Annotated in this window: 16 protein-coding genes; 7 read left to right on the plus strand and 9 right to left on the minus strand. The window is 63.5% G+C overall.

The genetic code is table 11. From position 1 onward, the window contains the following. Positions 1 to 45: 45 nt before the first annotated feature. Complete coding sequence (locus BLV47_RS24790; protein WP_092318619.1) at positions 46 to 450, plus strand: RNA-binding S4 domain-containing protein; 405 nt, start codon at positions 46 to 48, stop codon at positions 448 to 450. A 76-nt stretch (positions 451 to 526) separates the two neighbouring features. On the opposite strand, the gene BLV47_RS24795 is transcribed toward BLV47_RS24790, so the two are convergent. Next, a complete protein-coding gene (locus BLV47_RS24795) occupies positions 527 to 1,339 on the minus strand; it encodes a phosphatase PAP2 family protein (RefSeq protein WP_092318621.1) in 813 nt (270 codons plus the stop codon). 99 nt (positions 1,340 to 1,438) lie between these two features. Between BLV47_RS24795 and hslO the strand changes: the two genes are divergently transcribed. Continuing rightward, positions 1,439 to 2,341: an Hsp33 family molecular chaperone HslO gene (gene hslO / locus BLV47_RS24800; protein ID WP_092318623.1), complete on the plus strand. Its 903-nt coding sequence runs from the start codon at positions 1,439 to 1,441 to the stop codon at positions 2,339 to 2,341. A gap of 179 nt (positions 2,342 to 2,520) precedes the next feature. Further along, positions 2,521 to 4,065, plus strand: coding sequence for a phosphoenolpyruvate carboxykinase (locus tag BLV47_RS24805; RefSeq protein WP_092318624.1), 1,545 nt, complete (start codon positions 2,521 to 2,523; stop codon positions 4,063 to 4,065). Positions 4,066 to 4,137: 72 nt separating this feature from the next. Here the strand turns inward: BLV47_RS24805 and BLV47_RS24810 are convergent, their stop codons facing one another. The 5 genes from BLV47_RS24810 to BLV47_RS24830 all read right to left on the minus strand — a co-directional run bounded on the left by BLV47_RS24810 (position 4,138) and on the right by BLV47_RS24830 (position 7,783). After that, positions 4,138 to 4,416, minus strand: coding sequence for a hypothetical protein (locus tag BLV47_RS24810; RefSeq protein ID WP_092318626.1), 279 nt, complete (start codon positions 4,414 to 4,416; stop codon positions 4,138 to 4,140). 198 nt (positions 4,417 to 4,614) lie between these two features. Further along, positions 4,615 to 5,469: a DMT family transporter gene (locus BLV47_RS24815; protein WP_208605327.1), complete on the minus strand. Its 855-nt coding sequence runs from the start codon at positions 5,467 to 5,469 to the stop codon at positions 4,615 to 4,617. A gap of 62 nt (positions 5,470 to 5,531) precedes the next feature. Continuing rightward, positions 5,532 to 6,803, minus strand: a complete 1,272-nt coding sequence (locus BLV47_RS24820; RefSeq protein WP_092318630.1) for a type II toxin-antitoxin system HipA family toxin — start codon at positions 6,801 to 6,803, stop codon at positions 5,532 to 5,534. Continuing rightward, positions 6,800 to 7,294, minus strand: coding sequence for a helix-turn-helix domain-containing protein (locus tag BLV47_RS24825; protein WP_092318632.1), 495 nt, complete (start codon positions 7,292 to 7,294; stop codon positions 6,800 to 6,802). The genes BLV47_RS24820 and BLV47_RS24825 overlap by 4 nt, the downstream gene beginning before the upstream one ends. Before the next feature lie 135 nt (positions 7,295 to 7,429). Further along, positions 7,430 to 7,783, minus strand: coding sequence for a DUF1493 family protein (locus tag BLV47_RS24830; protein WP_092318634.1), 354 nt, complete (start codon positions 7,781 to 7,783; stop codon positions 7,430 to 7,432). Positions 7,784 to 8,014: 231 nt separating this feature from the next. On the opposite strand from BLV47_RS24830, the gene BLV47_RS24835 reads away from it, so the two are divergent. From BLV47_RS24835 to BLV47_RS24850, 4 genes are all read left to right on the plus strand, one after another. Beyond that, positions 8,015 to 9,187, plus strand: a complete 1,173-nt coding sequence (locus BLV47_RS24835) for a tetratricopeptide repeat protein (protein ID WP_092318636.1) — start codon at positions 8,015 to 8,017, stop codon at positions 9,185 to 9,187. A gap of 67 nt (positions 9,188 to 9,254) precedes the next feature. Further along, entirely contained in the window at positions 9,255 to 10,385 is a 1,131-nt protein-coding gene (locus BLV47_RS24840; RefSeq protein WP_092318638.1) for a polysaccharide deacetylase family protein, read from the plus strand. Between the two features lie 167 nt (positions 10,386 to 10,552). After that, positions 10,553 to 12,487, plus strand: a complete 1,935-nt coding sequence (locus tag BLV47_RS24845) for a RecQ family ATP-dependent DNA helicase (RefSeq protein ID WP_092318640.1) — start codon at positions 10,553 to 10,555, stop codon at positions 12,485 to 12,487. 96 nt (positions 12,488 to 12,583) lie between these two features. Then, complete coding sequence (locus tag BLV47_RS24850; RefSeq protein WP_092318642.1) at positions 12,584 to 13,018, plus strand: acyl-CoA thioesterase; 435 nt, start codon at positions 12,584 to 12,586, stop codon at positions 13,016 to 13,018. 22 nt (positions 13,019 to 13,040) lie between these two features. On the opposite strand, the gene BLV47_RS24855 is transcribed toward BLV47_RS24850, so the two are convergent. The 3 genes from BLV47_RS24855 to BLV47_RS24865 form a co-directional block, all read right to left on the minus strand. Continuing rightward, the gene (locus tag BLV47_RS24855) at positions 13,041 to 13,514 is read right to left on the minus strand and encodes a glycine zipper domain-containing protein (protein ID WP_092318644.1); all 474 of its coding nucleotides are present in this window, start codon (positions 13,512 to 13,514) and stop codon (positions 13,041 to 13,043) included. Positions 13,515 to 13,804: 290 nt separating this feature from the next. After that, positions 13,805 to 16,153, minus strand: a complete 2,349-nt coding sequence (locus BLV47_RS24860) for an FdhF/YdeP family oxidoreductase (protein WP_092318646.1) — start codon at positions 16,151 to 16,153, stop codon at positions 13,805 to 13,807. 269 nt (positions 16,154 to 16,422) lie between these two features. Beyond that, a complete protein-coding gene (locus tag BLV47_RS24865; RefSeq protein ID WP_092318648.1) occupies positions 16,423 to 17,310 on the minus strand; it encodes a LysR family transcriptional regulator in 888 nt (295 codons plus the stop codon). Between the last annotated feature and the right edge of the window lie 54 nt (positions 17,311 to 17,364).

Genomic DNA, 17,364 nt, shown 5'->3' on the forward strand with positions numbered 1-17,364 from the left:
TCGCAGGCTCTACCGTTGCGACATTTTTCAGCAAGAGGAATTCCAGTGGCGCACAAGCAGGAAGAAGAGGACAAGGTTCGTCTGGATAAGTGGCTGTGGGCGGCGCGCTTCTACAAGACCCGTGCCCTGGCCAAGGCGGCCATCGAAAGCGGCAAGGTGCATCACCGTGGCGAGCGCTGCAAACCGGGCAAGGAGCCGCGGGTAGGCGATGAATACCAGATTCGCGCCGGCTTCGATGAGCGCACCGTGGTGGTCCAGGCCCTTTCCATCGTCCGTCGGGGGGCGCCCGAAGCGCAGACCCTCTACACGGAAACCGAAGCCAGCATCGCCAAACGCGAAGCCGCCGCGGCCCAGCGCAAGGCTGGCGCCCTAGGGGTCAGCACCGACGGCAAGCCCACCAAGAAACAGCGCCGGGACCTGTTCAAGTTCCACGGCAGCAGCCACGAGTGAAAGCGTAGGAGCCGGCTTGCCGGCGAATGGGCCCTCGAGGACGCCTTCGCCGGCAAGCCGGCTCCTACAGGGCTTTTTAGCGCAGCAGGCTGCTGGCGCGGACCACGTTCATGCGCGACAGCAGCGGCATCCGGCTCACCAGCTTGAACAGCGGGTGCGTCAGGCGCAGCAGGAAGTTCGACATCCGCGCCGCATACGGTGTGTAGTAGCCCCAGCCCAGGGCCAGCACTGCCAGCAGCACGCCGCCGATGTAGTCGTCCTGGCCCCAATGCGCGCCCGCCACCAGGCGCGGCATCATGAACAGCAGGGTCAGGCCCCAGACGATCAGGAACTGGCCGACACTGCGGCTGAACAGGCCCATGAACAGCCCCCAGATCAGCAGCACCGAAGCGTGGTCGCCGGGGAAGCTCTGGCTGGAGCGGTCCTTGAGTTCCCAGGTCTTCTCCCAGGCGGGGAAGTAGTCGCTCATGTGCACGGCGCCTTCAAGCACCATGGACGGGCTGTTGTGTTGCCAGTTCATCAGCGCCACCAACTTGGAAAACAGCGCGCGAATCACCACCATAAGAATCAGGATCGACAGGAAGCCGAAAAACGCCCGGCGCACGTCCACCGCCTTGAACACCCAATCACCACGAATCAGCAGGCCGAGCATGATCAGGCCCACCACGATATCGAAGGGGCGCAGGCTGGCCACGGCCCAGATATGCAGCCAGGTAGAGTTTGTCGCGAGGGGGGTGTTGAGGTGACGGAACAGCCACTCGTCGAACATCAGGCAGTACATCTGCCCGGTCGGCCACAACCAGAATCCCAGCAGGGCCAAAGGGAGTAAATTGCACAGAACCAGCTTGCCGAGGTTCCACCTTGCTTGGAACAAACCCGGATTGTTCATAAAATATCTCCAATCACCGCAAAAACTGCACCCTTATGGTGCAAAACCGCAATTTTCGGTGCTTGTAACCTTTTTGTCATCATTCAGATACCCAGACCTATGACTGATTTGCCGGATACCGACTTCACTCAACGCTTCATCTTCGATGAGAGCGACGCCCGCGGCGAGCTGGTGGCGCTGGAGCGCAGTTACGCTGAAGTCCTCGCCAAACACGCCTATCCCGAGCCGGTGGCACAACTGCTCGGTGAACTGATGGCGGCGGCATCGTTGCTGGTTGGCACCTTGAAGTTCGATGGCTTGCTGATTCTCCAGGCCCGCTCCGAAGGCCCGGTGCCGCTGCTGATGATCGAGTGCTCCAGCAACCGCGAGATCCGTGGCCTGGCTCGCTACGATGCAGCGCAGATCGCCCCTGATGCGACCCTCGCCGACCTGATGCCCAACGGCGTCCTGGCCCTGACCGTGGACCCGACCCAGGGCCAGCGTTACCAGGGCATCGTCGATCTGGACGGCGCCACCCTGGCCGAATGCTTCACCAACTACTTCGTCATGTCGCAACAGACCGGCACCCGTTTCTGGCTCTACGCCGACGGCCGCAATGCCCGCGGCCTGCTCCTGCAACAACTGCCTGCCGACCGCCTGCGCGACCCAGAAGAGCGCGAGGCCAACTGGCAGCACCTCACCGCCCTGGCCAGCACCCTGACCGCCGATGAACTGCTGAGCCTGGACAACGAAACCGTGCTCCACCGTCTGTACCACGAAGAGGCCGTGCGCCTGTTCGACGTGCAACCGCTGCGTTTCCGCTGCAGTTGCTCCCGCGAGCGCTCGGGCAACGCGCTGGTCAGCCTGGGGCTGGAAGATGCGCAGGAACTGGTGGTGGAACACGGCGGCAGCATCGAGATCGATTGCCAGTTCTGCAACGAACGCTACCTGTTCGATGCCGCCGATATTGCGCAATTGTTTGCCGGTGCGGGCGTCGACACGCCGTCAGATACTCGTCACTAAAACGGTTCAGCGCAGGTAAATCACCTGGCAAACGCCGGAATTACGCCGTACTGACGGGAGGACCCTACTATTTTTGGGCTTTTCTGGCATAATCCGGCGCACTTTTTTCGCGGTAGTAGTGCGCGAGTTTCTACTACAAAACGTTTGGAGCACTCGGCCACTGGCCGACGGGGAACCTCATGACGCAAGCCAATAACGCCGTGTACACCGATCTGAGTGTGGATGATCTGGTCAAAGAAGCCCTGAACCGCGGTGAGGGCGAACTGGCCGATACCGGCGCTCTGGTGGTTCGCACCGGTCATCGTACCGGCCGTTCGCCAGTGGACCGTTTCATCGTTGAAGAGCCCACCACCCAGGACGCCATCGCCTGGGGCCCGATCAACCGCAAGTTCCCGGCGGCCAAGTTCGACGCCCTGTGGGACCGCGTCGAAGCCTACCTGGGCGAGCGCGAGCGTTTTGTTTCCCATGTGCATGTAGGTTCCGATCCGGCGCACTACCTGCCAGTGAAAATGACCACCGAGACTGCCTGGCACAACCTGTTCGGCCGTTGCCTGTTCATCAACCCCGAGCAGTACAACGCCGGTGGCAAGGATGAATGGCAGATCCTCAACGCCCCTAACTTCGTCTGCGAGCCTGAGCGCGACGGCACCAACTCCGACGGCACCGTGATCCTCAACTTCGCGGCCAAGAAAGTGCTGATCGCCGGCATGCGCTACGCCGGTGAAATGAAGAAAGCCCTGTTCTCCGTGCAGAACTTCCTGCTGCCGGCTGCCGACGTACTGCCGATGCACTGCGCCGCCAACATGGGCGAAGACGGCGACGTGACCCTGTTCTTCGGTCTGTCGGGCACCGGCAAGACCACCCTGTCGGCCGACGAAAGCCGTTACCTGATCGGTGACGACGAACACGGCTGGGGCGTGGGCGTGGTGTTCAACATCGAAGGCGGTTGCTATGCCAAGTGCATCGACCTGTCGGAAAAGAACGAGCCGGTGATCTGGAAAGCCATCCAGCACGGCGCCGTCCTGGAAAACGTGGTGATCGACCCGGTCACCAAGAAAGCCGACTACGCCGACGACAGCCTGACCCAGAACAGCCGTGCTGCTTACCCGCGCGAGCTGATCGAAAAACGCGCACCGAAGAACCTCGGTGGCGAGCCTAATGCTGTGATCTTCCTGACCTGCGACCTGACCGGCGTACTGCCACCGGTGTCGATCCTCAGCGAAGAACAAGCCGCCTACCACTTCCTGTCCGGCTACACCGCTCTGGTGGGCTCGACTGAAATGGGTTCGGGCTCGGGCATCAAGTCGACCTTCTCCACCTGCTTCGGTGCCCCGTTCTTCCCGCGTCCGGCCGGCGAATACGCCGAGCTGCTGATCAAGCGCATCCGCGGCTTCGGCTCCAAGGTCTACCTGGTCAACACCGGCTGGACCGGCGGTGGCTACGGCGTGGGCAAACGCTTCAACATCCCCACCACCCGTGGCGTGATTGCAGCAATCCAGAGCGGCGCGCTGATCGGTGCCGAGACCGAGCACCTGGACATCGTCAACCTGGACGTGCCGAAAGCCGTACCGGGCGTCGACACCGCCCTGCTCAACCCACGCAACACCTGGGCTGACAAAGCCGCCTACGACGAAGCCGCCAAGGCCCTGGCTGGCCTGTTCATCGAGAACTTCAAGAAGTTCGACGTGAGCGACGCGATCAAGGCTGCCGGTCCGAAGCTGTAAGCCTCGACCTGCGATGAAAAAGCCGCCCTTCGGGGCGGCTTTTTTGTACCTGCTATTTGAGATCGGAGCGGCTCAGGGCATGCGCAAGTGGGCGTGTTCCAACAGATCACAGCCGTCCTGCACCAATAGATAAAGCGCGTTGACGACATGGGTGGTGTCTTTGCTGTCCGCCTGATCAAAGCTCAGGCAAGTGAGGGTCTCCAGTAAGTCGGAGGCCGCCCGTAGGCGTTGTCTTGCGCAGCTATGCAGGTCCAGAGCATCGGCCTGGGTGTCGATTACTAGGGCTGCGGTGCTGGTGAAGTTGCTCTTGAGCGGTTGATAGCGGGTTCGATCAAGGTCCATTGCGTTCATGGTATGGGTCGCTTTAGGTCGTAAACAGATGCACCCGTGAGGAGTGGTGCGTTTTGCTGTTCTCGGGTGACCAAACCCGCTCGCTGTATCTTTCAGCGATGTCCGAACTATAGGTTCGATTGCTCAGGGGGCTCCATCAGCCCAATTCGACGCATTCTGTAGGGCGTGTCTTTTATGGGCTGCGAATAGCCGTTCGCCTCACGTCTTCAAGTGCAACACCAACGCCCCCAGCAACACCAGCACCACCCCGGTCACTTGCACCGCCGTCAGCCGCTCTTTGAAGAACACATAGCCCAGCACCGCAGCGATACCACCGGACAGGGTGCTGATTACCGTCACCACCGACACCGAGCCACTCATGGCACCCCAGGAAAAGGCGAAGAAGGCGCCCAGGTTCATCAGGCTGGTGGCGGCCAGCAGGCCGCAGTTCTTCAGCGGCGGGATCTTCAGCCCGTCCGCGACTTTGAGCACCATCAGCAGCATCACGCCGCTACCCACTGCGTAACCCAGCCAGAGCATGCTGATCGGCCCCAGTTGCGGCAGGGTGTAGCGGCCCTGCAGCCAGAAGCTGGTGCCATACAGCAAGGCCGAGAGCAGGGCGAAGAAGATCGAGCGGCCGGCGGCGGTGCTGTGGGGCAGTTTGGGGTTCGAGTGCAGGCTGGAGAGGATCACGCCGATCACGCACAACAGGATGCACATGAGCTGCAGCAGGCTGATCTGTTCGCCGCTGGCCCAGGACAGCAGGGTGGTGACCACGCCGTAGGAGGTCACCAATGGGGCGACGATGGAGGCTTTGCCCAGGGCGAAGGCCTTGCCCAGGGCCAGGGCGCCGGAGACGGTAAAGGCCGCGGCGAGCACGCCCATCAGCCAGACTTGCGCGGGCGCGGCCAGGGCCTTGTAGAGGATGGCGGGAAAGATCACCAGTAGTAGGCTCATCAGGATGAACCCCAGGCTCTGGCTGAAGAACACCGCTCGTTTCACGCCTACGGCGCGGACGTTGAGCCCCACGAGAAAATCGGTGCCGCCCCAGAGCAGGGCGGCGAGCAAGCCCATCAATACGTCCACTGACTGTCCTTGTCGATTGACGGGTTGGCGAAGTCCAACGGCCGTGCTGTTTACTGCTGTGCGAGTCGAAACGCCGGCGCCATGCGTTCTTGCTCGCGCCGGGACAGCCCCAGGGCCTGGGCCAGGGTCGGCCATTGGCGAACCACGCTCTGGCAGTGTTCGATGATGCCTTCGGCCTCTGCACGACCGAGGCGGAAATATGCCGCTACTTCCCGTGCCAGTTCAAGGTCCAGCGCATTGTCGGCTTCAGTGATGTTGAGTTTCAGCCCGCTGGCGTGGGCGCAGGGATTCATGTCGTAGGCCGGGGACAGGCGCCAGCCGCGCCCGGGTTCGAGCAGGAAGCCATGGTTGCGCAGGTGGTCGTCGCTGTTGCACACCAACAGGTTGAAGACCATCCGCGACCACAACTCACGCAGGTCGGCACGGGTTTGTGCGCCGTGGGCGATCAGCACTTCGGCCAGTTCCAGGTAGCTGGCGCCGGTGGAGGCGTCGTCGCCGTCGCTGCGGTCGGTGAGGGTCATGGCCGAGGCAAAGTGCAGTCGGCCGCCCGTTTCGGTACGGTCGAAGCGCTTGACCATGAAACAGTGTTGGTCGCTGGCGAAGCGTCGCGCCATGGCCCCGGGCACCCGCAAGCCGCAGTGGCTGGCCAGGGCGTTGACCAGCATCTCCCAGGCGCCAACGTCATGTTCGTCGCGGACGCTGGGAAACTTGGCGATCCACAGATGGCCCTCGTCGTCGGCGACACTGGCCTTGGGGCGGGCGCCGCCCAGTGATCCACCCGGGGCGATCAGCATGCGCAGCCATTGGCCACCGTCGGCGGCGCTGTTGTGGGGATCGTTTTCCAGGGCGCGGCTAGCCTGTTCCAAGGCCCGCAGTTCGACGAACGGCGGCGCTGCCAGGCCATCGCGATCATCGAGGAACGGGCCTTGATCATTGAGGCGGTAGCGCAGGGCGCCGACCCGATACAGGTCATGCACGCCCAGCAGCAGGTCGGCGTCCTGCAGGCGCGTGCCGACGGGCGCCAGGCCTTCGCGAATGTCCCGCTCCAGCCGGCGTTGCATCAGCAGATGGCCCCAACGATCGGGGCTGGAGTCGGAAAACAGTCCAAAGCGGTTTTGTTGCTGGCCGCTGAATTGCCGGCCGGCGAAGCGCCCGATGCGCGGGTCCAGGGCGATTTGGGTGAGCTCGGGATCGAGCAGCGCCGCGGGGTCATATTCGAATTCGAAGACGCTGGCAGCGCGGACTGTCCCGACATGCAGCCAGCCCAGGCGCCTTGGCCCGCCCAAGGATTGCCAATCGGCATGGACGGCGATCAGGGTCATGGCTCATCCATCCTTGGCGTGGGCTTTTTCGCGGGCTGCAGCAGGCTGCTCAGCGACTGGGTATTGATCGGGAAGCCAGCCGAGGGCGGTGCTGGAGTGAGCAGCTCGGCCGCGGCTTCATGCAGGGTCAGTCCGGCGGCAGGCGCCTTGGCCGAACGCAGGCTGGGGGCGCGGCGTGCTTTGCCTGGCGCGTTGCTGTCTCTCGGCAAGAGCCGGGCATCTTGCAGTTGGCGGCCCAGCTCATCGCGGGCCGCCAGTTGCTCCAGGTCCCGTTCCAGCCCCAGCACCTGCATCACCGACAGGTAGGCTCCCATGGTCACGCCGGACCCGCCCGACTCCAGGGAGCGCAATGTGGTCAGTGACATGCCTGCTCGTTCGGCCACTTGCTTGGCGGTCAGCTTGCGCCGCAGGCGAGCCAGTTTCAGGCGTTCGCCAAAGGCATTGAGCAGCTTGTTTGTGGCAGGCAGGAGTGGGGCGGTCTTCTTAGCCATGTGCCATTATTCCTAAGTTTTTCAGCGTTAACTGCTAGAATATTAGCACTTAATGCCCGGTGCGCCAGTGTGCTCCAAGGCTGGGCAGGTCGCCGCTGCGGATGTTGTTCGAGGGTGGATTGACCCCTGCCGGGCTTAGAGCGCTTCCAGCGCCTGGGTGTCCCAGCGCTGTTGCCTGGTCGCCTGGTACAGCATGCCGATGGTCAGCGGCACCTTGTCGCCACGGCCCTTGGCTCGGCGTTTCTGGAACGGGTCGAAGCCTTCGGGCTGGAAGTAGCGATAGCTGTCGAAGTCGACAAAATCGATTCCGAACTGCTCTTCCAGGGCCAGCAGCAAATGCCGGGCGTCGGCGCCGTCGCAGCCCAGGTCGAGGTTGATGGCGGTGCTCAAGCGCAGGGTCTTGCGCTCGGGCAGGCCGATTTCCTCATGCAGCAGTTGCATCAGTTGACGCATGACGGCGTCGTCGGGAAAACCGGGGGCCAGTTGCATGATCGGGTTCGCTTGCGGTGTTTGAGAAGGCGCAGTGTACGGCGATTCTCCGGCAGCTTTGCAACCAGCGGGCGGCTGGGCAAGTTGTTCATTGCACGACGGCTCTGGCGCCTTTTTGCCCGCGGTTTCCCAGGTTGGACCGAGCATTGGCGGGCAAAACTGTGTATGGTTCGCCGCTGGCTGGTGGGCCGGGATAGAGGCCCGGTCACCCTTATCTACAGGGATTTTGTTATGGCTTTTTTTCGCCTCGCGGCGCTGTTGTGGCTAGGGATGCTGTCGGTTTCGGTACAGGCCCAGGCCGTGTCGATTCAGGTGCTGGACGCGGTGGCCAAGGGCGCGCCGCTGGCTGATGCCCAGGTGCAGCTGCAACAGGGCGCGACTCAGGTTGCAGGCAGCACCGATGCCCAGGGCCGGGTAACCCTGACGGCCCAGGTGGCCGATTCGCCGGCCAGTGAGCTGCTGATCCGTAAGGCCGGTTACGCCGACCTGCGGGTCAAGTGTCCTTGCCAGGGGCTCAACTACGCCCTGAGTCCGCTGCTGGACAACCCGGAAAGCCTGCGCATAGTGCTGAGCTGGAGCGCGCCGGGGCAAGACCTCGATGCCCACCTGAGTTATCCCCACAAGCTGTTGTACTTCGCCACCGGCAAGGGCCCCGGAGCTCGCCTGGATTCGGACAGCAGCGACAGCAGCCGGCCGGAAACCATCACCATCGACCAGCGTGTGCCGGGCGACGCCTACGTCTTTGCCGTGCACGACTTCACCAACAGCACCAGCTACGAAGCGTTGTCCCTGGGCCGCAGCCAGGCGCGGGTCTTCGTCTATAAAGGCGCTGCGCTGATCCGCAGCTACCGGGTGCCGCAGAACCGCAAGGGCAATCTGTGGGTGGTGTTTCGCCTGACCGCCGATGGCCGTTTGCAGGATATCGACCGGCTGCTGCAAGGCAGCGAGGAGCCGGAATCGGTCATGAGCGCGCTCGACCCGCTGCTGGAGAATGCCAAGTCCATCGATGAAGTGGTGGCCAAGGACTTCGGGCCGGTGGATGCCAAGAGCCTCAACCTCAAAGGCGAGGAGTCCTACCGCAAGGGCGATTTCGGCGGGGCGCGGATCTTCTACAGCGAAGCCATCGAGCTCGAGCCAAGCTTTGCCCAGGCCTACAGCAACCTGGCCCTGGCCAATCGCAAGAACAGCCGCCCCGACGAGGCCATCGCCGCGGATCGCAAGGCCATCGCCCTGGCCAGCGGCCCGGCCGCATCGACCATTCGCGCCAGTGCCTACTACGACATGGCGCGCATCTACGAGGACGCCGGGCAGTTGGCCACGGCGCTTGAGCACTACCAAAAAGCCCGGGAGCAGAAGGCCAACCCGGTGTACGACAAGGCCATAGAGCGGCTGCAAAACCGCTGATCACACAGGCAGAAGTTATCTCCACAACGCGCCGGCAGCGGCGCGTTGTGCATTTATGGAGGTTGATATGCGATTTCGTGTTTTCCCCTGGTTGCTGGCGCTGTGCCTGTCCGGCGGTGTGGCACAGGCGGCCGGGCCGCAGATGTTCGCCACCATCGACCGCAGTGGCTGGCCCAATTCCCTGACCCGCCCAGAGGATTTTGACAGCGCTTCACGGGGCGAGATTCTGATGTTCGGCAAGGCGTTGCTGGACAGTGAAACCCTGGACGAGCCGGCCTTGAAGCAGCGCCTGGGCGTCAGGCAGTTGGACCTGAAATCGGTGAATCAGGTGCGCCAGCGCTTCTGGGAACTGTTGCTGAACAACTATCGCCTGGCCAGCCAGGGCTGCGAGGGCATGCCGTTCTGCCTGCCGGTGCGCAACCTGGGGGAGCTGCGCCAGTTGGTGGCCAGCTTCACTGCCGGCAGCAAGGTCAGCTATGAGCGCTGGGCCGAGGCCAGCGCTGTGTTTCACCAGCAGTACCTGAACGAGCAGTTGCGTTTGGCGGCGCTGTTTCCCACGGTCAGCAGTGAGATCCAGCGTATGGATCCGGCGGAGCAGTTGGGGGACGAGCTGGCGGACCGGCAGTTCATGCTGACGTTCGATGACGGCCCGACTGCGCGCGGTGGACGTACCGATTCATTGATCGATGTGTTGCGTGCCCAGGATCTGCACAGCCTGTTCTTTGTGCTGGGGGACTCTTTCCAGGCACGCCTGAGCCAGTCCTCGGCCTTGCAGATGCGTGAGCTGTATGACGGCCAGTGCGTGGGCATACATGGCTGGGAGCATAAATCCCACGCCTCGTGGCGTGATTGGCAGAGCTCGGTGATCCACAGCGCCAATCTGGCCAATCGCACGCTGGCGGACCAGTACCAGCCCTTGTTTCGCCCGCCCTACGGCCAGCGCCGCAGCGACAGTGCCGGGTTCTTCAAGGCTCAGGGGCTACAGGTGATGCTGTGGAACATCGACTCCCAGGACTGGAGCAAGAAGGTCAGTGCCACGGGCGCCGTCCAGCGGGTGCAGACCCTGATGCTGCTCTGGCGCCGCGGCATCATTCTGTTTCATGACACCCACGCCAAGGCCGCCCGGGCGGTGCCGGCACTGCTTGAGGCCAATCGGCACAATGGCGTGCAATGGCTGGACTGTCGGAACCTGCGTTAGGTTTTGCCATTTGCTTCGCCGGCCCGCCGGCTCCCAGGGGCGGACTTGCGAGGCAAAGCGCTATCACCCGGTATCATCCGGTATCCGTTTTTGCGCGACCTTTTCTCGACCCGCCGACCTGTGCCGCTAGTCTTCAACACAGGTCGGCGGTCAAAGGAGTGACCCTTATGCACAGCACCCTCGAACAGGTCTTCGGTTATCCACAGTTTCGTCCGGGCCAGGAAGCCGCGGTCAGTGCGGTACTGGCCGGACGCTCGGCGGCGGCGATCTTTCCCACCGGCTCCGGCAAGTCCCTGTGCTACCAATTGCCGGCCCTGCTGCTGCCGCACCTGACCCTGGTGGTTTCGCCGCTGCTGGCGCTGATGCAGGATCAGCTGGCCTTTCTCCAGCGTCACGGCGTTGCCGCCGCCAGCATCGATTCGGCCCAGGGCCGCGATGAAGCCAATGACGTCATGGCCCGGGCCCGCAGCGGTGAGCTGAAGATCCTGATGATCTCGGTGGAGCGCCTGAAGAACGAGCGCTTCCGCAACTTTCTGCAGCAGGTGCCCATCTCCCTGCTGGTGGTGGACGAGGCCCACTGCATTTCCGAGTGGGGCCACAACTTCCGTCCCGATTACCTGAAGCTGCCGGACTACCAGCGCCAGTTCAATATTCCGCAAACCCTGCTGTTGACCGCCACGGCCACGCCCAAGGTGATCGCCGACATGCAGGCCAAGTTCGCCATTGCCCTGCAGGATGTGGTGACCACCGGCTTCTACCGGCCCAATCTCAACCTGCTGGTGGAGCCGGTGCGCGGCGCTGACAAGCGCCAGCGCCTGGTGCAGTGGATGGGTGAGCGGGCCGGGCAGCCGAGCATTGTCTATGTGACCCTGCAAAAGACCGCCGAGCAGATCGCCGAGCACTTGAGCCGCCAGGGCATCGCCGCCGAGACCTACCATGCCGGTTTGCCCCACGAGCAGCGCGAGTCGATCCAGCGCCGCTTCATGGAAGGGCGCGGTAACTGCATCGTCGCGACAATCGCCTTCGGCATGGGCATCGACAAGAGCGACATCCGTAACGTGGTGCATTTCGACTTGCCCAAGTCCATCGAAAACTACAGCCAGGAAATCGGCCGCGCCGGGCGCGACGGCCAGCCTTCGGACTGCCTGGTGCTGGCCAACCGCGACAGCCTCAACGTGCTGGAGAATTTCGTCTACGGCGACACCCCGGAACTGAGCGGCATCCGCTGCGTGCTGGATGAGTTGCAAGCGTCGGCGCCGGAGGGGCAGTGGGAGTTCCTGCTTGGGCCCCTGGCGGATCAGAGCAACATTCGCCAGTTGCCGCTCAAGACCCTGCTGGTGCAGTTGGAACTGCGCGGCCTGATCGCTCCGCGCTACGCCTATTTCGCCGAATACCGTTTCAAGTTCGTTGAGCAACCGCAGGCCCTGCTGGCGCGTTTCGAAGGCGAGCGCCGGGACTTTGTCGAAGCCATCATCAACACCTCCAGCCGGGCCCGGACCTGGGCCACGGTGAATTTCGACGCGCTCTACGAGCAGTACCAGGCGCCGCGCACCCGGGTGGTCAAGGCCCTGGATTATTTCCAGGAGAAGGGCTGGGTGGAGCTGGAAAGCAAACAGATGACCGAGGTCTACAGCCTGCTGCAAACCGACTTCGATGCCGGTGCCTTGAGCACTGATCTGCACGCTTACTTCACTCGGCATGAAGGCAGCGAGATTGCACGGATTCACGCCATGCTCGACCTGTTCGCCACCGAGCAGTGCCTGGGGCATCGCCTGGCGCAGTATTTTGGTGACGCGCAGGCGCCCCGGCGTTGTGGGCATTGCTCGGTCTGTCATAGCCAGGTGGCGCGATTGCCGGAACCTCCCGCGTTGCCCGCGCTTGTGGATAAACACTTCGACGGGCTGTGCGGCGATTTTATCCACAGGCACCAGCAGCACACCGGCGACGTACCGGGAGCGGAGCGGCTGACGCGCTTTCTTTGCGGCATCAGCGTGCCCTTGTTCACCCGGCTCAAGGCCCGCAGTATTCCCGGTTTCGCGGCGTTGGAGGATTACCCTTACGCCGCGGTGCGTGAGTGGTGCGAGGCCCATCTGGCTGCCTGACAAGCCACCGGCGCTATCGATGCAAAAGGGTTTGCGAAGGCTTGGGCGTCTGCGGTGAAATGCCGGGCGATCAGCCATCCAAGGGAGAGAGCCCCGATGTCCGAGCCTATGCCGCAACGCGGCGACTATCGCCACTTCCAGCCGATCATCACCCGCTGGCACGACAACGACGTCTATGGCCATGTGAACAACGTCACCTACTACAGCTTTTTCGACACGGCGGTGAATACCTACCTGATCGAACAGGGCGGCCTGGATATTCACGGGGGTGAGGTGGTGGGATTCGTGGTCAGCTCGGCCTGCGACTACTTTGCGTCGATCGCCTTCCCCGAACGAATCGAGATTGGCCTGCGGGTCGGCAAGCTGGGCAACAGTTCAGTGCAATACGAACTGGCGGTGTTCAAGGCGGGAGAGGCCGACGCCTGTGCGGCGGGACGTTTCGTCCATGTGTTCGTGGATCGGGGATCGAACCAGCCGGTGCCGACTCCGCCCGCGTTGCGCGCGGCTCTGGAGCGTCTGCAGCTGGTTTGATCCCGATAGCTGTCGCGACAGATCAGTCGCGATAGTGGTGGTGTTTGCGATGCCCGTAGGCATGGCCACGGCCACGGTGGTCGTCGCGGTAGTAGCGGCGGTCGTCGCGGCCACGGTAGTCGCGATCTTCCCGGGCGCTTTCGTTGCCCATGTAGTTGCCCAGTGCACCGCCGGCGCCACCGCCTGCCGCGGCACCGATCAGGCTGCCGGAGTTGCCGCCCATGCTGCGGCCGACCACGTTGCCGCCGGCTGCGCCCAGGGCGCCGCCAATGGCTGCCTGGCCACGGCTGCGTTTGTCCGCACCCACTGCGCTACCGCCGGCACCGCCCAGGGCCGCACCAATGGCCGAACCGGTGTTGCCGCCGATCTGCTGACCGACCACCGAACCTAGAACCCCGCCCAATGCGCCGCCCACACCTGCTTCAACGGTGCCACCGGCAGAGGCGACGCCGCTGACCAGGCCAAGGGACAACAAGAGAATCGAGGAGAACTTCATGGGGGAACCTCAAAGGGATGACGGCGCGATCCTGAGGCTGTACCGCGATGCTTACAAACGAAATCCGACGAATAGCACGAGAGCTGCACAATCTCATAACTTGTTGTTTTTATTGCGGAACTTAAGTGGTTTTTACGAGTCTTTAGCTACTTCGCAGAGGCCGCTTTTATACAAAGGCGGCCTTTTTTGTGCCTGCGATTCAGCCCCGTGGGGAGGCGTTCGCCGGCAAGCCGGCTCCTACCCTAGCCGTAGGAGCTGGCTTGCCAGCGAAGAGGCGCTCAAGCCAGGAGTCAGGCCGAACGCGCCATGATCAGGCCGTTGTCGCTGGCCGCCTCCAGGCGGATGGCGATGAACTTCGAGGTCGGGGTGTGGCTGCCGTCACCGGTGCTTTCCAACGGTACCAGCGGGTTCACTTCCGGGTAGTAGGCCGCGGCCTGGCCGGCCGGAATGTCGAAGGCCAGCAGGGTGAAGCCCTTGACCCGACGCTCGCGGCCGTCATCCCACAGGGAAACGATGTCGGCTTTCTGCCCCGGCTTGAAGCCCAGGCGGATGATGTCCGCCTCGTTGGCAAACAGGACGTCGCGTTGGCCCTTGACCCCGCGGTAGCGGTCATCGAGGCCGTAGATAGTGGTGTTGTACTGGTCGTGGGAACGCATCGATTGCAGGATCAGGTCCGGCAACTGGCCGGTGGCCCGGGTGCGTTCGTGGATCAGGTCCTTGGGCAGCAGGTTGGCGCGGAAATTGGCCCGCCCCGAAGGGGTGTTCCATTGGCGCGAACCGGCGCTGTTGCCCAGGTAGAAGCCGCCCGGGTGCTTGAGCCGTTCATTGAAGTCCTTGAAGCCGGGAATGGTGTCGGCGATCAGGTCGCGGATGCGCCCGTAATCCGCCGCCAGCCAGTTCCAGTCCAGCGGATGGTTGCCCAGGGTCGCGGCAGCGATTCCCGCCACGATCCAGGGCTCGGAGCGCATTTGCGCTGACAGTGGCTGCAACTGGCCGTTGGAAGCGTGAACCATGCTGAAGGAGTCTTCCACGGTCACCGCTTGCGGGCCGCCGGCCTGCAGGTCGATGTCGGTGCGGCCCAGGCACGGCAGGATCAACGCGTCCTTGCCGTGGGCCAGGTGGCTGCGGTTGAGCTTGGTGCTGATCTGCACGGTGAGGTCGCAGTTGCTCAGGGCCTGGAAGGTTCGCGGGCTGTCCGGAGTGGCCTGGGCGAAGTTGCCCCCCAGGCCGATGAACACCCTGGAGCGGCCTTCGAGCATGGCGTGGATCGCCTCGACCACGTTGTGGCCGTTGTCCCGCGGCACCTTGAACTGGAAGCGCCGCTCCAGGGCATCGAGGAAGGCCACTGGCGGGCGTTCGTTGATGCCCATGGTGCGGTCGCCTTGCACGTTGCTGTGGCCGCGTACCGGGCACAGGCCGGCGCCAGGCTTGCCGACGTTGCCGCGCAGCAGCATCAGGTTGGCGATTTCCTGGATGGTCGGCACCGAGTGGCGATGCTGGGTAATGCCCATGGCCCAGCACATGATCACGTTCTTGCCCTTGGCGTACATGCGCGCCGCTTGCTCGATCTCCACCAGGGTCAGGCCGGACTGCTCGACGATCTGCTCCCACGGGGTGTCATCGATCGTGCCCAGGTAATCCAGCACGTGAGCGGTGTGGGCGTTGAGGAAGTCGTGATCGAACACCGATGCTGCGCCGGCTTTCTGTGCGTCGCGTTCCCACTGCAGGAGGAACTTGGCCATGCCCCGCAGCAGCGCCATGTCGCCGCCCAGGGCCGGGCGGAAGTAGGCGGTGTTGGTCGGGCGGTTGCCGTTGGTGAGCATTTCGATCGGGCTTTGCGGGTGCTGGAAGCGTTCCAGGCCGCGCTCCTTGAGCGGGTTGATGCAGACCACCTGGGCGCCGCGCTTCACTGCTTCGCGCAGAGGTTCAAGCATCCGCGGGTGATTGGTGCCGGGGTTCTGGCCCCAGACGAAAATCGCATCCGCGTGTTCGAAATCATCGAAGGTCACAGTGCCCTTGCCGACTCCGACGCTCTGCGCCAGGGCCACGCCGCTGGCCTCGTGGCACATGTTCGAGCAGTCGGGAAAGTTGTTGGTGCCGTAGGCGCGCACGAACAGCTGGTACAGGTAGGCCGCTTCGTTGCTGGCTCGGCCCGAGGTATAGAACTCGGCCATGTCCGGGCTGGGCAGGTTGTGCAGGTGCTTGGCGATCAGGCTGAAGGCGTTGTCCCAACTGATGGGCTGGTAGCGGTCGGTTTCGGCGTCGTAGCGCATCGGCTCGGTCAGCCGGCCCTGGTACTCCAGCCAGTAGTCGCTCTGCTCCAGCAGCGAGGTGACGCTGTGCTTGGCGAAGAAGGCCGCATCCACCCGGCGCTTGGTGGCTTCCCAGTTCACCGCCTTGGCGCCGTTCTCGCAGAACTTGACCATGCCGCTTTCCGGCGAGTCGCCCCAGGCGCAGCCCGGGCAGTCGAAGCCGCCGTTCTGGTTGGTCTTGAGCATCATGCGGATGTTCTTCAGCGCGTTGTCGCTGGTCAGCCAGGCCTGGGCCACGCTGATCAGGGCACCCCAGCCACCGGCCGGTCCCTTGTAGGGCTTGTAGCGGGCCACGGGTTTCTGATCGGCTTGGTTGTGTGTACTCACGGGCGACTCTCCATCGCGGGCTGTGGACCCGCAGCGCACTCTCAGGCGGCAGGTGGACAAGGTTGAGACGCTGTTGGCGCGGCCAGCCCATGGCCAGGCAAGCGCGATGGCGTACTCGCGTTCGAAGGGTGTTGTGGGGCTGGCTGGCAGCGGGGCGGGTGCCCGTTTCGCCGAGGCTGGGCGACCAGTCGCGTAACGGCTCACAAGACTAAGCGCGGCAATCTGTCGCGTCTAATTGCTAGTGCCGATCCATTGATAGATGGCGTCGATCAATAACCGCTGAAGGACTGCTGGTAGAGGGCAAAGCAGGCTTGCGCCAGGGCTGAGGTTGGCGCGCTGCGGCGCATGATCAGGCCCAGTCGGGCCAGGGTCTGGGCGTCTTCGATGGGGTGCAGGCGCAGGTGTTCGGTGAGGGTTTCCAGGCTGCTGTCCAACGGCATCACCGCGCAGCACAGGCCGCCATGGACCATCTGCACCAGTTGGTGGACGGCGTCGGTCTGCAACACCGGTTGTGGTTGCAGGCCGCGAATGTGGAAATTGTGGTCGATGGACTGGCGAAAGTGCATGCCGCTGGTGAGCAGGCCCAGGGGCAGTTCGATCAGCGCCTCCCAGCTCAGAGGTTGCTCGCCGAAGCTGAAGTGTCGCTGGTCGTAGAGCAGACCCATGTGGGTGGGCTCCAGGGGCAGCGAGTCGAAGTGCTCGCCGTCCAGGCGCTCCAGGTAGGAAACCCCCAGGTCCAGGCGGTTGCTCGCCAGTTGTTCGAGAATCTGCTCCGAACTCAATGACGACAGTTCGAAGCGCAGGTTCGGGTGTTCGGCGTGCAGGCGCTGCAGCAATGGCTGCGGATTGAAGCTCGACAGCGGCACGACGCCCATCCGCAGAGTGCCCACCAGGTTGCCGCGGCAGGCGGCGGCCTCGGCGAGCAACCCGTCATGGGCGGCCATGACCGTGCGGGCCCAGGCCAGGACCCGTTCACCGGGCGCGGTGAAGCCTTCGAAACGCTGGCCACGGTTGACCAGAGGCAGGTCGAGTTCTTCCTCCAGGCTGCGCAGGCGCATGGACAGGGTCGGCTGGGTGATGTGGCAGCGCGCGGCGGCCTGGCCGAAGTGGCGGGTTTCGTCGAGGGCGATGAGGAATTTCAGCTGCTTGAGGTCCATCTTCGCTCCTGAGCGGCAAAAGGCCGGGATTCTACCGCGCCGCTGCGCCCCCGG

Source organism: Pseudomonas saponiphila (assembly GCF_900105185.1).
GTDB classification, from domain to species: domain Bacteria; phylum Pseudomonadota; class Gammaproteobacteria; order Pseudomonadales; family Pseudomonadaceae; genus Aquipseudomonas; species Aquipseudomonas saponiphila.